This window comes from Flavobacterium sp. KACC 22761 (genome assembly GCF_034058155.1).
Classification (GTDB): domain Bacteria; phylum Bacteroidota; class Bacteroidia; order Flavobacteriales; family Flavobacteriaceae; genus Flavobacterium.
This window is the reverse complement of the sequence record NZ_CP139148.1, coordinates 3,533,923-3,549,333: the sequence shown is the minus strand read 5'-3', so window position 1 is coordinate 3,549,333 and position 15,411 is coordinate 3,533,923. Positions and strand designations below refer to the sequence as shown.

The window sequence follows — 15,411 nt, the reverse complement described above, 5'->3', positions numbered from 1 at the left end:
ACCACTTAAACCAAATATTATCATGAAAAAGAATTTGTTTTCGCTCCTTTTTTTCTTGAGCTTATCTCTTTCGGCACAACAGTATGTAATGTCTGCCCCCGAAGGCTTTGGAGCCGGAGCAACTGGCGGAGGAAATGCCACGCCTTTAACGGTAAGCACCTATGCCGATTTAATAACAAAATTAAAATTAACGACCCCGCAAGTTATTTTAGTTTCGGGAACGCTAAATTGTACTTATACAAGTTTGCTTGTTACCAACAAAACCATTATTGGGCTTCCGGGAGCTCGACTAGTCAGCACAGACCAAACCGCTTCAGGTTCAGGAATTCTAAGTTTAAAACCTGGTTCTGATAATATTATTATTAGAAATCTAATTTTTGAAGGTCCAGGCGCTTATGATGTTGACGGACATGATAATCTAACTTCTGAAGCGACAAATCTTTGGGTTGATCATTGCGAGTTTCAAGATGGTATGGATGGTAATTTTGACAATAAAGGTGTCGCAGACAATGTTACCATTTCATGGACAAAATTCACTTATCTAAAAACTCCAAAAGCAGGTGGCTCTGGTGGGGCCGACGATCATCGTTTTTCAGATCTAGTGGGTTCTTCTAAAAGTGATGCACCCTCAGATGGACATTATAGTATTACTTTCAAAAACTGTTATTGGGCAGAAGGATGCAAGGAAAGGATGCCAAGAGGAAGAAATGCCGAATTGCATATTTTGAATTGTTATTACAATACTTCAGTTTCAGGCTCATTGGCGATTGGTTTAGGTGGAGGCGATAAAAACTCAACTTGCTATGTTGAAGGAACTGATTTTGCTAAAATTGGAACTGCTTTTAAAAATTACATCAGTACTGATGGTGGAACAGTGGGAATCAGCTTTGTTAATTCACTAAAAGCTCCAGTTGACTATGGCGAAGCTGTTGCAAAACCTTTGTATACATACGCTACAATTCCTGTAGCTGATGTTGCTGGTTATGTGACCAATACTTCATGCGGAGCCGGCGCCACTCTTCAAGTTACTGCTGATGGAAAAATTTCTTCGAGCTGTAGCAATTTAGGATTCGGTGAAAAAAAAAGTCTAGACGTAAGTCTTGACTATTACCCAACAGTTATAGACAGCATCTTAAACATTAAATTTTCAAGTTCAGAAAATGGAATGGCAACAATAAATGTCTTTTCATCTAATGGTTCAAAAGTATTCACAAAGTCAAAAAGCATTGTTTCCGACGAAAAGATCGAATTAAACTTAGGAAATCTTGCAAAAGGAACCTATGTCTGCAAAATTCAAATTGAAAACAGAACAAAAACTTTTAAGGTTATTAAAAACTAAAACCTTCTTATAAAAAAAAGGTCATTGAAATCAATGACCTTTTACATTTTACATTTTACTTTTCATATCTCATAGTGTTAAAAAGCAGCTTTCATTTTATCTTTAATAGCATCAAGGCATAAATTGTTGATACTTCCTTCATGCGTATGTTTCGTTTCTTTTGGTGATTTGTACGTTCCGGCTTCTAATTGTTCAGCAACAGCCTTGTATGCATCTCTAAACGGCATTCCCGCAACCACCATTTCGTTTAAAGTATCTACGGTAAACAAATAATCGTATTTTTTATCTTCTAAAATATGATCTTTTACTGTGATATCTTTTATTGAAAAAATCGCAATATCCAAACAAGCTTTCAGGTTTTGAATCGCTGGGAATAAACCTTCTTTTAAAAGCTGTAAATCTCTGTGATAACCGCTTGGAAGATTATTTGTAATTAAAGTGATTTCATATGGAAGCGCCTGAATCTTATTGCATTTCCCTCTGATCAATTCAAAAACATCCGGATTCTTTTTATGAGGCATTATACTTGAACCTGTTGTGAGATGTGCCGGCAAACCGATAAAATCAAAGTTCTGGCTCATATACAAACAAACGTCCATTGCAAATTTTGATAACGTTCCTGCAACGCTCGTCATGGCAAAAGCAACTGTTTTTTCTGCTTTTCCACGGCTCATTTGTGCCGCAACAGCGTTGTATTTTAAAGTTTCAAAACCTAATTCCTTAGTCGTAAAAGTTCTATTGATTGGGAATGAACTTCCATAACCTGCTGCAGAACCTAACGGATTCTGATCTACAATTTTTGAAGTGGCATTTAGCATCGTAATATCATCTATCAAACTTTCGGCGTAAGCTGAAAACCACATTCCGAAAGACGATGGCATGGCAATTTGCAAATGTGTATATCCTGGCAATAATACATTTTGATGTTTTTCTGCCGATTCCATCAACAAATCAAACAATGTTTTTACCTGCTCTTTTATAGCTTTTAATTCGTCTTTTAAATACAAATGAACATCTACCAAAACTTGATCATTACGAGAACGCGCAGTATGGATTTTTTTCCCTGCATCGCCTAGTTTTACCGTTAGAAGATATTCGATTTTAGAATGTACATCTTCAAAACTGTCTTCGATTTCGAAATTACCAACTACGATATCTGCAATGATTTCGTTTAAAGCATCAACTAAAGATGTTGTTTCTTCAGCAGTCAACAAACCAATCTGTCCAAGCATTTTCGTGTGAGCAATTGAACCTAAAGCATCGTATTTTGCTAAAACCAAATCCAGCTCACGATCGTTTCCAACGGTGAATTGTTCTATTTGTTTATCTGTTGGTATTCCTTTTTCCCAAAGTTTCATAACTTAGATTTTTAGACTTCTTAGATTTTAGACTTCTTAGATTTTAGACTTCTTAGATTGTTTTCTAATTTAGATCTAATGTCATTGTTTATACTGATGGTGTTTCTAGCCCCGATAGTAGTGGAAATCCTTTTGTGCCGGGGTTCGGCACAAAAGATTGTAACGGATAGCGGGATTAGCTCCTAATCCTTCGTCTACGCTCAGGATTTATTATAATTTAAAGAAATCGGTTAGTATTTTAATATACAGGTCGACTCCTTCTACAATTTCATTTACAAAAATAAATTCGTCTGCTGAATGTGAACGCAATGTTTCTCCTGGCCCTAATTTCAAAGACTGACAGCTTAAAACTGACTGATCTGAAAGTGTTGGCGAACCATAAGTTGTTCTTCCTAAAGCGATTCCTGCCTGAACCAAACCGTGCGCAAGCGGAATAGACGAAGCGTTTAAGTGCATTGATCTTGGCGTTACTTCAGCATTTACGTTTGCTTTTACCACTTCCAAAATTTCGGCATTGGTATAACGGTCTGTTACACGAATATCTACAACCAAATCACATTCTGATGGCACAACATTATGCTGTTTTCCGGCATTAATCTGTGTTACGGTCATTTTTACAGGCCCTAAAACATCAGAGATTTTGTCGAATTTATAGTTTTTAAACCATTCCATTACCGGAATTGACTTGTACAAAGCATTATCATCGTTTTGATGCGCAGCGTGGCTTGCGGTTCCTTTCACTTTTACATCAAGAACTAAAAGTCCTTTTTCTGCAACTGCCAATTGCATTAAAGTCGGTTCTCCAACAATTGCACAGTCTAATTCTGGCAAATGCTTTAAAACACTATTTAAACCATTTTTTCCGCTACTTTCTTCTTCAGCAGAAGCTACAATTACAATATTGTGAGAAAGGTTTTGGTTTTCGTAGAAATGTACAAAAGCCGCTAATAATGAAACTAAACATCCTCCGGCATCATTACTTCCTAATCCGAATAGTTTGCCGTCTTTTTCGATTGCTTTAAACGGATCGTTGGTGTAAGCCTGATTTGGGCGTACAGTATCGTGATGTGAATTTAGTAAAAGTGTTGGTTTGTTTTCGTCGAAATATTTGTTGAAAGCCCACACATTGTTATTTTCTCTCTTGAAAGGAATTTCATTCTGATTGAACCAATTTTCGATTAAAAGAGCCGTTTGATCTTCTTCACTTGAAAATGAAGGGGTTTCGATAAGGCTTTTTAATAAACTAATTGCTTCTTGGGTAAGCGTATCTATATTTTTCATTTTATTGTGCTCTTGCCACAAAGGCGCTAAGTCGCTAAGTTTTTTTAAGCTTTTACTTTCTTAAATCAATAATATGCGACATTTTTAATGTACGCAAATTTCTTAAATTAATATTTAAAAGCACTGCGCAGTTCTGTTTTTTTGCCACTAATTGCACGAATTTTCACAAATTATTTTTTTGTTACAGATTAAAAATCAAAATAAACTTTTTCATATCTGTTTAAAATTATTTTCTCTTTTTTAAGCAGAAAAAAATTAGTACCAATTCGTGTAATTCGTGGCTATATCTTTACAACGTAATCGTTGTATGCGGAATATCTGAATTTTGGAGCATTCTGTGATGCCCAATTTTGATTTTCTGCACACCTCTTGATAAACTATTGAAACAGTTATCCAGTTTTGGAATCATTCCGGAATGGATTACTTTTTCTTCTTTTAGTTTATTGTATAATGCTTCATTGATTTCTGTTATTACAGACGAATCGTCTTCTGAATCCATCAAAACACCTTGTTTTTCAAAACAATAAGTCAGCGTAACATCAAAAACTTCAGATAAAGCAATTGACAATTCGCTTGCAATTGTATCAGCGTTAGTATTTAACAATTGTCCGTTTTTGTCGTGTGTAATAGCACAGAAAACTGGGACAACTCCAGCTTCCAGTAAAGTTGCCAATAACTTGGTGTTGACTTGTTTTACATCACCTACAAATCCGTAATCAATTGTTGGATGGTTTCTTTTTGTGGATTGAATTAAATTTCCGTCAGCTCCCGAAAAACCGATGGCATTATTATCTTTTGCCTGCAATTGCGCCACAATATGTTTGTTGATTTGTCCTGCATAAATCATCACGACAACATCAAGCATTGGAGCATCCGTAATTCGGCGTCCGTCAATCATTTGTGGCACCAAACCAATACTCTGAGCCATTTTTGTAGCCGATTTTCCACCGCCGTGAACTAAAACTTTATATCCTTCAATTTTAGAGAAATCAGTTAAAAATTGTTCTAATTCTGCAGGATTGTCGATGATGTTTCCACCTATTTTGATTACGGTAACTTTTTTCATAAGATTCTAAGGTTCTGAGATTCTAAGACACTAAGTTTTTCTTTGCAAAGTTTCTTAGCATCTTAGTAGCTCAGAATCTTAGCAACTTTGAAAAAATTATATTTTTTTAAGAATCTTTTGTAAAACTAATTGTGCTGAATACGTTCTGTTATTCGCTTGCTCGATTACGATTGAATTTTCTCCGTCAAGAACTTCATCGCTTACAATTACATTACGACGAACTGGAAGACAGTGCATGAATTTTCCGTTGTTGGTTAAAGCCATTTTTTCAGCAGTAACGGTCCAATTTGGATCGCTGTTGGTTACTTTTCCGTAATCGTTGAAATTACTCCAGTTTTTTACGTAAACGAAATCGGCATTTTCGAAAGCTTTGTTTTGATCATACTCGATTTTACAGTCTTTTGTGATTTCTGGACTCAATTCGTAACCTTCTGGATGAGTAATTACAAAATCCATATCTTTCTGCATCTGCATCATTTCTACGAATGAATTGGCAACTGCCTGCGGTAATGCTTTGGGATGCGGTGCCCATGAAAGCACTACTTTTGGTTTGTCTTTGTGTCTACGTTTAAATTCTTCCATTGTAATCGCATCTGCTAATGACTGCAACGGATGACGAATAGCACTTTCCATGTTTACAATTGGCACTGTAGCATATTTCAGAAATCCTGAAATTACTGTTTCCTGATAATCTTTTTCTTTGTCAACTAAGCCTGCGAAAGCACGAATTGCGATAATATCGCAATATTGCGAAACTACTTCTGCCGCTTCTTTAATGTGTTCTGAAGCACCAGAATTCATTACTGCTCCGTCTTCGAATTCTAATGTCCATCCTTCGTTGGTAAAATTCATTACCATAACGTTCATTCCTAAGTTCATTGCCGCTTTTTGAGTACTCAAACGCGTTCTTAAACTTGGATTGAAGAATAACATTCCAAGAGTCTTATTCTTTCCTAAACTTTGATTTTTAAGCGGATTTTTTTTGATTTTAATCGCTTGTTTTACCCATTTTGATAATGAGTTGATTTCTTTTATTGAGATATAGTTCATTTGTTTTCTTTTTAATTTAGATAATGTGATAATTAGAAAATTGGATAATTCTGTCATTATCTAATTGACTAATTTTCTAATTGACTCATTAGATTATTTTTGTAAAAGGAATTTCTTCCTTTAATGCTTTTAGAATAAAATTATCATTTAACCCATTCACGATCCAAGTTTCTATATTTGCTGCTTTTGAAATTGCTGCTGCTTCTATTTTAGACTGCATCCCTCCTGTTCCATGTGATGATTTTGAATCTCCGATTTCTTTTTCGAGCGTTTTTAAATCATTTACCAATTTTATCGTTTCTGGATTTTCATTATGAATTGATTCTTTGGTATAAATCCCGTTTGTATTGGTTGCAATAATAAGAATGTCAACATTTAAAAGAACCGCTGTTAAAGCTGCTAATTTGTCATTATCTCCAAACCGAATCTCATCTGTCGCAACGGTATCATTTTCATTGATAATCGGAATGTAATTGTTTTTAACCAATACATTAATCGTATTTACAATGTTCTTTTTAGTCTGCTCTTTTTCAAAATCAGAATAAGAAAGTAAACACTGTGACGTATTTAACCCTAAATCTTTGAAATTCTCATTGTAAATTCGCATTAAATGAGGCTGTCCAATTGAAGCTAAAGCCTGCTTTACAAAAACATCTTTGTCTTGATTGTCCAGTTTTACAAATTGCTTTGCTGCCGCAATTGCTCCAGAACTTACTATGATAAATTCATATTCGTCGTTTAAAGCCGCAATCTGTATTCCGAGGTCTTCAATCTTTCCCCGCGAAATATGATTGGTTTCCTTGGTTAAAGTATTACTTCCTATTTTTAATAAAATCCGTTTTTTTGCCATGTCTTTTGTTTTTGCCACGAAGGCGCTAAGGCACTAAGTTTTTATGTTTTTTTTTCCACGAATTATACAAATTGACGCTAATTTATTCAGCATCTTAATAAAAAATAATTTGTGTGAATTAGTTTAATTCATGGCAAACCAAATCTAAAATTCTAATTATTGAATATCTAATTGCCTCAATTTTCAAATTATCTCAATTACCTAATTTGTCCTTCTCCGTAAACATACCATTTGTTGGTTACTAAATGCTGTAAACCAATTGGTCCTCTTTGATGTAATTTATCGGTGCTTATTGCTAATTCTCCGCCAAGACCAAATTGTCCGCCGTCTGTGAAACGGGTTGAAGCATTTTGGTAAACTGCTGCTGCGTCTACTGATTCCATAAACTGCTGTGCTGCTTCGTTATCTCTGGTAATAATTGCTGCTGAATGTCCTCCGCAGTATTTATTAATCATATCAATGGCATGCTCTTGGGAATCGATTGTTCCGATTACAATTTTATAATCTAGAAATTCTTCGTACCAAATATCTTCGTTTTGTAACGTTTTGGTATTTTCAAAATTTGCTAAAGATTGATCTACAATAACTTCAACTTTTGCTTCAATTAAGGCTTCAATTAACATTGCTGTGAAACCTTCAAAATTAGGAAGCTTCGAGTCGATTAAAACTTTATCTAGAGCATTACAAGCCGATATTTTAGCAGTTTTAGCATTTAAAATCACCTTCAAAGCTAAGTCTGTGTCCGCTTTTTCATGAACGTAAACAAAATTATTTCCGCGTCCGCTCACAATTACAGGACAAGTTGCATGCGCTTTTACAAACTCAATTAATTTCTCTCCACCTCTTGGAACTATTAAATCAACTTTTTGAGTTGGTTTTTCTAGAAAAGCCTGAGTTTCTGTTCTGTTATAATTCAGATATTCGACCCAGTCTTTCGAAACTCCGTTTTCTTCTAAAGCTTTATGCCAAAGGCTTACGATTTTTAAGTTTGATTTTAAAGACTCTTTTCCGCCTTTTAATAAAATTTTATTTCCGGATTTAAAAGCGATTCCTCCCGCTTCGATTGTAACGTCTGGGCGAGATTCATAAATAATTAAAATCGTTCCGAAAGCAGCTGTTTTGTTCACCACCTTTATTCCATTATCATGAGTAAAATGAAAACGCTCAACGCCAACGGGATCTTCCTGAGAAGCTAATTGGTTTAATGATAAAATCATTTCGTCTACTTTTTTATCATCTACTTTTAAGCGTTCTTCCATCGCTAAATCTGAGCCGTCGTAATCAGCAAGATCTTCCTGATTGGTTAGGATTATCTGATTCCGCTCCTGTTCGACCAGCTTTGCCATAGTCCGCAGAACTAGATTGCGTTTTTCAATTGATAATGGATTCATTTTTTTGGTTTAATTGGTTAGTTGGTTTAATCGTTAATTCGTTTAACCGGTTAATCGATTAAACGAATTAACGATTAAACGATTAAAGTTCTTCTAAACTTTCTTTTAAAGCTTTTACAAACGTATCAATATCTGATTTTTTCACAGTTAAAGGCGGTAAAATTCTTAATAGATTTTTATTGTTGGCACTTCCTGTAAAAATGTGTTTTTCGATGATTAATTTCTTTCTCAAAGCCGCAACATCAAAATCAAATTCAACTCCAAGCATTAAACCTTTTCCTTTTACTTGTTTGATTCCCGGAACTTCTTTGATTTTTTCTAAGAAGTATTCATAAATTTCGTTTACATTTTTCTGTAAATCCAATTTTTCAATTACATCTAAAACCGCAATTCCTGCTGCACAAGACAAGTGACTTCCTCCGAAAGTTGTTCCTAATAATCCGAAACTTGCTTCAAATTTTGGAGAAATTAAGATCGCTCCAACAGGAAAACCGTTCCCCATTCCTTTTGCAACTGAAATAATATCGGCGTTGATTCCGTGATGTTGGAAAGCAAAGAATTTCCCGCTTCTTCCGTATCCAGATTGTACTTCATCTAAAATTAAAACCACATCATGTTTTTTACATGCTTTTTCTAAAGCCTGAAAAAACTCAGTTGTTCCTTGATCTAAACCTCCAACTCCCTGAATTCCTTCGATAATTACAGCTGTAACATCACCTTTAGCCAATTCAGCTTCAACTAATTCAATTTGGTTTAGAGGTAAAAACGTTACTTCTTGCTGAGCATTGATTGGCGCAACAATTTTCTTGTTATCTGTAACGGCAACTGCTGCAGAAGTTCTTCCATGAAAAGAGTTATGAAAAGCCACAACTCTTGATTTTCCGTTATGGAAAGAAGCTAATTTTAAAGCATTTTCATTGGCTTCAGCTCCAGAACTGCATAAAAACAATTCGTAATCTTCAAGACCAGAAAGTTTTCCTAATTTCTGAGCCAATTCTACCTGCAAAGGATTCTGAATCGCATTAGAATAAAATCCTAAATTATCTATCTGATTCTTCAATTTTGCTACATAATCCGGCTGTGTGTGTCCGATAGAAATCACACCATGTCCGCTGTATAAATCTAAATATTCTACTCCTTTGTCGTCAATAATTGTACAATCTACTGCTTTTACTGGAGTTATGTCGTATAATGGGTAAACGTTGAATAAGTTCATTTTTGTTTTTTGTTTAATTGTTTAATCGTTGATTTGTTTAATCGATTAACCGAATTAACGATTAAACGGTTAACCAACAATCTAAAATCCGCTTGGTTTCAAATGTAAACCTGTGGTTTCTTCTAATCCGAACATTAAATTCATGTTTTGAATTGCTTGTCCTGAAGCACCTTTGGTTAAGTTATCTATAATTGATGTTATGAGAACCCGGTTTCCTTTTTTCAATAAACTAATAATACATTTATTCGTTTGCACCACCTGTTTCATATTGATGTTTGTTGTGGTAACGGTTACAAAAGGTTCGTTTTTATAGAACTCTTCGTATTTTGCTACTAATTGTTCCAAACTATCGTCGCAAACTGTATATAAAGTTGCAAAAATTCCTCTTGGGAAATCTCCTCTGTTCGGAATAAAAAGCAATTCGCTGTCAAAATCATCCTGCAACTGAACTAAACTTTCTGAAATTTCTCCTAAATGTTGGTGTTCAAAAGCTTTGTAATGCGACATATTATTGTTTCTCCAGCTGAAATGAGAAGTTTCTGAAAGACTTACTCCTGCTCCTGTGCTTCCAGTTGTAGCATTAATATGAACATCATTATTCAACAAATTATGTTTTGCTAAAGGCAATAAAGCCAACTGAATAGCAGTTGCAAAACAACCTGGATTCGCTATATAATTCGTCTTTTTGATTTCGGCTTTATTGATTTCAGGCAAACCGTAAACAAAATCTTTTCCTTCAAAATGCGCATCTTTGTTCAATCTGAAATCATTTCCTAAATCGATGATTTTGGTATGATTAGCAAACTGATTTTCTTTCAAAAATGAAATCGATTTTCCGTGACCTAAACACAAGAAAACAACATTCACATTTGGGTTGATTTCGGCTGTGAAATTCATTTCGATATCACCCATCAAATCGTGGTGTGCTACAGAAAGAGGCTTTCCAGCGTTTGTTGTACTGTAAACAAAATCGATGTTTACTTTGGGATGATACATTAAAATTCTGATGAGTTCTCCGGCCGTGTAGCCCGAACCACCAATAATTCCGACATTAATCATGATCTAATTTGTTTACAGATGAGAATATGTTTTGTGCATTTCCTAAAATCTTGATAAATCCTTTTGCATCGTCAGATGTCCAAGCATTGTTCATTTCGCCGTACTGACCGAAACCTGTGTTCATCAAATCATTTTCAGATTCGATTCCGTCAAGTGAGAAATGATATGGTTTTAATGAAACTGTTACTGTTCCATTTACTGTTTTTTGAGTATCCTGCAAGAAAGTTTCAATATTTCTCATAACTGGATCTAAGAACTGACCTTCGTGGAATAACATTCCGTACCAGTTTCCTAATTGTTCTTTCCAATATTGTTGCCATTTTCCAAGAGTGTGTTTCTCTAACAAATGGTGTGCTTTAATGATAATTAACGGAGCAGCAGCTTCGAAACCAACTCTTCCTTTAATTCCGATAATCGTATCACCAACGTGAATATCTCTACCAATTGCGTAAGCACTTGCCAGTTTTTCCAGCCCTACGATATTATTTGAAGGTTTATCAGTTTTTCCGTTTAAACCAACTAATTCTCCTTGTTCAAAATGAAGAGTTACTTTTTCCTCTCCTTCTTTTTGCAATTGAGAAGGATAAGCTTCACTTGGCAATGGCTGGCTTGAAGTCAAAGTTTCTTTTCCTCCAACGCTTGTTCCCCAAAGTCCTTTATTGATAGAATATTGTGCTTTTTCCCAAGAATAGTGAACTCCATTTTGAGCCAAATAATCTACTTCTTCTTGTCTAGATAATTTTAAATCTCTAATTGGCGTAATGATTTCGATTTCCGGAGCTATAGTCTGGAAAATCAAATCAAAACGAATTTGATCATTTCCTGCACCAGTACTTCCGTGAGCGATTGCAGTTGCACCAACTTTTTTCGCGTATTTTATAGCTTCAATTGCTTGAAAAACACGTTCAGCACTTACTGATAAAGGATATGTATTATTTTTTAATACGTTTCCGAAAATCAAATATTTTATAGCTTTATCGTAATATTTATCTAAAATCGTTAAGTTGGCGTGTTGAGCACTTCCTAACTCGTAAGCTCTTTTTTCAATAGCTGTTAATTCTTCAGCAGAAAATCCTCCTGTGTCAACAAGAACAGTGTGAACTTCGTATCCTTTTTCATTTTTTAAATATTTCAAACAATACGAGGTATCTAATCCTCCGCTATAAGCTAATACTACTTTTTTCATTTTTTATAATTTAGGCTAATACTTTCGTATGTAGCAGTTTGAGATTTCTTTTTGATTAAATTTTGAATAAAAAAACAAATGACAATATTTTGTTTAAGAATAAAGCCTGTTTAATTTTTTTAAGTCTGCTTAAAACAGCCTCGTTAAAAGGGTGTTTTGGCGGTGTTTTTTGTTTTTCTTTTGGGTCATACAACATTCCAGTACAAAGACACATTTTGTTCTGTTTGCTTTGCAGAATTTCAAAGTTTGTACAAGTTTTACAGCCTGCCCAAAAACTTGGATCGGTTGTTAATTCTGAAAATGGGACCGGTTTATAACCTAGTTCAGAGTTAATTTTCATAACCGCTAAACCAGTTGTAATTCCGAATATTTTAGCGTCCGGATATCTTTTTAAAGAATAGTCAAAAACTTTTGATTTGATTTTTTTTGCCAAACCTAAACTTCTGTAATCAGGATGTACTATTAATCCTGAATGTGCCACGAATTTTCCGTGTTCCCAGCTTTCGATATAACAAAAACCTGCAAATTTTCCATCGGCCAGAGCAATCATTGCATCACCATTCGACATTTTTTTCTGAATGTACTCAGGAGTTCTTTTAGCAATCCCCGTACCTCTTAACAAGGCAGATGATTCTATCGTATCACAAATTTCTTGTGCGAATTTGAAGTGTTCTTCCTGGGTAACAACAATAGAGATCTTCATTTTCAATAATTGAAGTTAGAGTTAAAAATTAAAGCATATTGATTCGTTTGAAATCCAGAATTGAATCCAATAAAATTAAGCAAAATAGAAGTAACACTCTCAAAATCAAAAACTTGATCAAGAAAATTTACAAAATAATAAATACTTTTAGGATATGTTTGTCCAATGGACAAATTATGTGATTTCAAAATGAAAAATGGATATGAATAAATATACGGCTATAAAACTCAGTGAACACTATAGAGATAGCGTCCGTACTTCGGGAGAAGTAATCGGTGAGTTTGTCCGTGACAAAGAAGTTATATGTAAACTTATTTTATTCATCGGTGCAAAAGTACATCTTTTTTTTATTCACAAAACAAAAAATTAAAATTCTAACATTTTTTTTGTGTTTTGTTAATATCCTTAAAAGCAAAACCCGATAGTTGCTGACAACTATCGGGTTTTAAACAATTTAAAACTGTTATATTTTTTAATTCTTAGTAAACGGAATTGCTTTACCATCAGACAAAATCATGTCAACAGCTGTTTTCGCTTCGTTGAATTTAAACTTCACTCCTGCTCTTTTTGATTCAAATGTATCTTTTTCTCCAGCTACTGCTTTTACAGAAAATTTCGGGTAATTAGTCAACTCAGCATATAAAGCACTGTTTTTCTCTGTGAACTCAATTTTTATAGGCGCTTTAGAAGTTGAATAATTTCCTAAATAACCATCTAAAATCACATCTTGCTCAACCTTGCCTTTTCCCGCTGTCCAAACATTATTTGACTCATTAAAATCAGGAAATGCATGATCTGGGTCTAAAGTAATGCTTTCAATTTCTTCAGTTGAATTATGTTTGAAAGACCAGTCATTGTTACGTTGCCATATTTCTACTGGCAAATTCACTCGAGTAACTTTTCCGCTTTTTGTTTTAACATCCAAAACAATCGGCATTGGCATTTTTTCAAAATTTTCTACCGTAATAATTACACCTTTTGCAGGATCGTTTTTCACATATTTAATAGAATTAATACCTTGGTCAAAACGCCAGTTGTTTACATACCAGCTTCTCCAAAACCAGCTTAAATCCTCACCAGCAACATTTTCCATTGATCTAAAGAAATCATCTGGCTGCGGATGTTTATAAGCCCAACGCTCAATATAAGTTCTAAAAGCCGTATCAAAACGCTCTTTTCCTAAAACTTGCTCTCTTAATAAAATCAATCCTGCGCTTGGCTTGAAATAACACAACATACCTATATTTGCCTCCTTCATATTATCAGGAGAACTCATAATTGTTTCTAAATCAGGACGAGTAAAAGATTCTGCTTCTTCATGCAAATCTGTTGGTTTTTCTTTATATTCTCCATTATTGAAAGCAGCGGTGCTCAACGAATTAATAAAAGTATTGAATCCTTCATCCATCCAAGCAAATAATCTTTCGTTTGACCCCACAATCATCGGAAACCAAATGTGCCCAAATTCGTGGTCTGTTACTCCCCAAAGATCCTCTTTCTTAGACTTCCATCCACAGAAAACAATTCCAGGATATTCCATTCCGCCTTCATTTCCTGCTACGTTTGTAGCTACTGGATAAGGATACTCAAACCATTGTTTTGAATAATGTTCGATCGCACCTTTTACATATTCGCTTGAACGACCGTAAGCATCATTTCCGTTGCTTTCAACAGGATATGCTGACAATGCTAATGCTTTTTTACCGCTTGGCAAGTTGATTTTTGCTCCATCTAAAATAAAAGCCGAAGATGACGCCCAAGAAAAATCACGTGCATTTTTGATTTTATAATGCCATGTTTTCTCTGTTCCTGCATTAGTATTTACAGTTGCAGCAACTTCATCTGCAGTACGAATCATAACCGTTTTGTCACTATTTGAAGCATCTTTGTAACGCTTTAATTGTTCAGCCGAAAGAACTTCTGCACCATTAATTAATTCTCCAGAAGCCACAACATATTGATTTCCTGGAACCGTCAATTTTACATCAAAATCTCCGTACTCCAAGTAAAACTCAGAAGCTCCTAAATATGGCGCTGTATTCCATCCTCGCACATCATCATACACACACATACGCGGGTACCATTGTGCAATTGTAAAGATTTTTCCGTTTTTAGTTTCCAAAACTCCCATTCTGTCAGATCCTTCAAAAGGTGCAATAAATGAGAATTCGATTTTGATTTTTACAGAAGCTCCTTTTGCCGCTAATTCCTGCGGAAGAAAAATCTGCATTCTTGTATCTGTAATGATATATTTAGCAACTGTTTCAGTCTTTGTTTTGCCTCCTGAAATTATTTTTACAGATTTAATCTTATTTCCTCCGTCAAAAACCTGACCTTGAGCGCCATTACGGCTTCCTGACAATGGCACAACTGCATTTCCTCGTGAATCATCTTTAAATAAATTCTGATCTAAATTCAGCCAAAGAAAACCTAATTTGTCAGGACTATTGTTTGTATAAGTTATTTCATCTGTACCTGTAATTTCGTTAGTAACTGCATTCAATTTTGCCGAAATCTGATAATCGGCTCTGTTTTGCCAATATTCTGGACCAGGCTGACCACTTGCAGTACGTGTCGAAGTTCCGTTTTTAGTATAAAAATGCGGAGCAAAGGCATCATGATAATTGTAATTGTTTGTTGGATTTGTTGTTGTCGCCTGCGTAGTTTGCTGCGCCCATAACGAAGAAATCCCAAAAAATAAAGCCGCGGTTAAAAAGGCTTTTGCTGATTGCTTTTTCATATTTTTTAGCTGTTTATGTAGCAAATTAATGAAAAAAAATACTATTTACAGAGAAATACCCAAGGTTAAATTTAATTTTAGCAAAATTTTATCAATTAAATAAATTAAGCGATTTTCTTAAAAAAATAAAATTTATTCAAATACCTTTACAACAGCATTAAAATTAACTCTT

General features: G+C 34.6%; 13 protein-coding genes. 2 read left to right on the top strand and 11 right to left on the bottom strand.

Annotated features, from left to right (window positions below; genetic code table 11):
* Positions 1–22: 22 nt before the first annotated feature.
* Entirely contained in the window at positions 23–1,339 is a 1,317-nt protein-coding gene (locus tag SCB73_RS15420) for a T9SS type A sorting domain-containing protein (protein ID WP_320567093.1), read from the top strand.
* 77 nt (positions 1,340–1,416) lie between these two features.
* On the opposite strand, the gene argH is transcribed toward SCB73_RS15420, so the two are convergent.
* The 10 genes from argH to SCB73_RS15370 all read right to left on the bottom strand — a co-directional run bounded on the left by argH (position 1,417) and on the right by SCB73_RS15370 (position 12,499).
* Positions 1,417–2,697 carry an argininosuccinate lyase gene (gene argH / locus SCB73_RS15415; protein WP_320567092.1) on the bottom strand — a complete coding sequence of 427 codons (1,281 nt, stop codon included), beginning with the start codon at positions 2,695–2,697 and terminating at the stop codon, positions 1,417–1,419.
* Between the two features lie 210 nt (positions 2,698–2,907).
* On the bottom strand, positions 2,908–3,978 hold the full coding sequence (locus tag SCB73_RS15410) for a M20 family metallo-hydrolase (protein ID WP_320567091.1): 1,071 nt from the start codon (positions 3,976–3,978) through the stop codon (positions 2,908–2,910).
* Positions 3,979–4,267: 289 nt separating this feature from the next.
* Positions 4,268–5,044: an acetylglutamate kinase gene (gene argB / locus SCB73_RS15405; protein ID WP_320567090.1), complete on the bottom strand. Its 777-nt coding sequence runs from the start codon at positions 5,042–5,044 to the stop codon at positions 4,268–4,270.
* Between the two features lie 96 nt (positions 5,045–5,140).
* A complete protein-coding gene (locus SCB73_RS15400) occupies positions 5,141–6,094 on the bottom strand; it encodes an N-acetylornithine carbamoyltransferase (protein WP_320567089.1) in 954 nt (317 codons plus the stop codon).
* An 88-nt stretch (positions 6,095–6,182) separates the two neighbouring features.
* Positions 6,183–6,944 carry a glutamate 5-kinase gene (proB, locus tag SCB73_RS15395; RefSeq protein WP_320567088.1) on the bottom strand — a complete coding sequence of 254 codons (762 nt, stop codon included), beginning with the start codon at positions 6,942–6,944 and terminating at the stop codon, positions 6,183–6,185.
* 197 nt (positions 6,945–7,141) lie between these two features.
* Positions 7,142–8,335, bottom strand: coding sequence for a glutamate-5-semialdehyde dehydrogenase (locus SCB73_RS15390; protein ID WP_320567087.1), 1,194 nt, complete (start codon positions 8,333–8,335; stop codon positions 7,142–7,144).
* An 82-nt stretch (positions 8,336–8,417) separates the two neighbouring features.
* Positions 8,418–9,551 (bottom strand): aspartate aminotransferase family protein, encoded by a 1,134-nt coding sequence (locus SCB73_RS15385; protein WP_320567086.1) that lies wholly within the window; start codon positions 9,549–9,551, stop codon positions 8,418–8,420.
* 81 nt (positions 9,552–9,632) lie between these two features.
* Positions 9,633–10,610, bottom strand: a complete 978-nt coding sequence (gene argC, locus SCB73_RS15380) for an N-acetyl-gamma-glutamyl-phosphate reductase (protein ID WP_320567085.1) — start codon at positions 10,608–10,610, stop codon at positions 9,633–9,635.
* Entirely contained in the window at positions 10,603–11,796 is a 1,194-nt protein-coding gene (locus tag SCB73_RS15375) for an argininosuccinate synthase (RefSeq protein WP_320567084.1), read from the bottom strand. Before SCB73_RS15375 ends, argC begins: the two co-directional genes overlap by 8 nt.
* A gap of 55 nt (positions 11,797–11,851) precedes the next feature.
* Complete coding sequence (locus SCB73_RS15370) at positions 11,852–12,499, bottom strand: GNAT family N-acetyltransferase (protein WP_320567083.1); 648 nt, start codon at positions 12,497–12,499, stop codon at positions 11,852–11,854.
* 202 nt (positions 12,500–12,701) lie between these two features.
* On the opposite strand from SCB73_RS15370, the gene SCB73_RS15365 reads away from it, so the two are divergent.
* Positions 12,702–12,869, top strand: coding sequence for a hypothetical protein (locus SCB73_RS15365; RefSeq protein ID WP_157498507.1), 168 nt, complete (start codon positions 12,702–12,704; stop codon positions 12,867–12,869).
* A gap of 102 nt (positions 12,870–12,971) precedes the next feature.
* Here the strand turns inward: SCB73_RS15365 and SCB73_RS15360 are convergent, their stop codons facing one another.
* Positions 12,972–15,239, bottom strand: a complete 2,268-nt coding sequence (locus tag SCB73_RS15360) for a M1 family metallopeptidase (RefSeq protein ID WP_320567082.1) — start codon at positions 15,237–15,239, stop codon at positions 12,972–12,974.
* Between the last annotated feature and the right edge of the window lie 172 nt (positions 15,240–15,411).

Coding starts and splice junctions, on each gene's coding strand:
- SCB73_RS15420 (WP_320567093.1), top strand. CDS start 23: ATGAAAAAGAATTTGTTTTCGCTCCTTTTTTTCTTGAGCTTATCTCTT.
- argH (WP_320567092.1), bottom strand. CDS start 2,697: ATGAAACTTTGGGAAAAAGGAATACCAACAGATAAACAAATAGAACAA.
- SCB73_RS15410 (WP_320567091.1), bottom strand. CDS start 3,978: ATGAAAAATATAGATACGCTTACCCAAGAAGCAATTAGTTTATTAAAA.
- argB (WP_320567090.1), bottom strand. CDS start 5,044: ATGAAAAAAGTTACCGTAATCAAAATAGGTGGAAACATCATCGACAAT.
- SCB73_RS15400 (WP_320567089.1), bottom strand. CDS start 6,094: ATGAACTATATCTCAATAAAAGAAATCAACTCATTATCAAAATGGGTA.
- proB (WP_320567088.1), bottom strand. CDS start 6,944: ATGGCAAAAAAACGGATTTTATTAAAAATAGGAAGTAATACTTTAACC.
- SCB73_RS15390 (WP_320567087.1), bottom strand. CDS start 8,335: ATGAATCCATTATCAATTGAAAAACGCAATCTAGTTCTGCGGACTATG.
- SCB73_RS15385 (WP_320567086.1), bottom strand. CDS start 9,551: ATGAACTTATTCAACGTTTACCCATTATACGACATAACTCCAGTAAAA.
- argC (WP_320567085.1), bottom strand. CDS start 10,610: ATGATTAATGTCGGAATTATTGGTGGTTCGGGCTACACGGCCGGAGAA.
- SCB73_RS15375 (WP_320567084.1), bottom strand. CDS start 11,796: ATGAAAAAAGTAGTATTAGCTTATAGCGGAGGATTAGATACCTCGTAT.
- SCB73_RS15370 (WP_320567083.1), bottom strand. CDS start 12,499: ATGAAGATCTCTATTGTTGTTACCCAGGAAGAACACTTCAAATTCGCA.
- SCB73_RS15365 (WP_157498507.1), top strand. CDS start 12,702: ATGAATAAATATACGGCTATAAAACTCAGTGAACACTATAGAGATAGC.
- SCB73_RS15360 (WP_320567082.1), bottom strand. CDS start 15,239: ATGAAAAAGCAATCAGCAAAAGCCTTTTTAACCGCGGCTTTATTTTTT.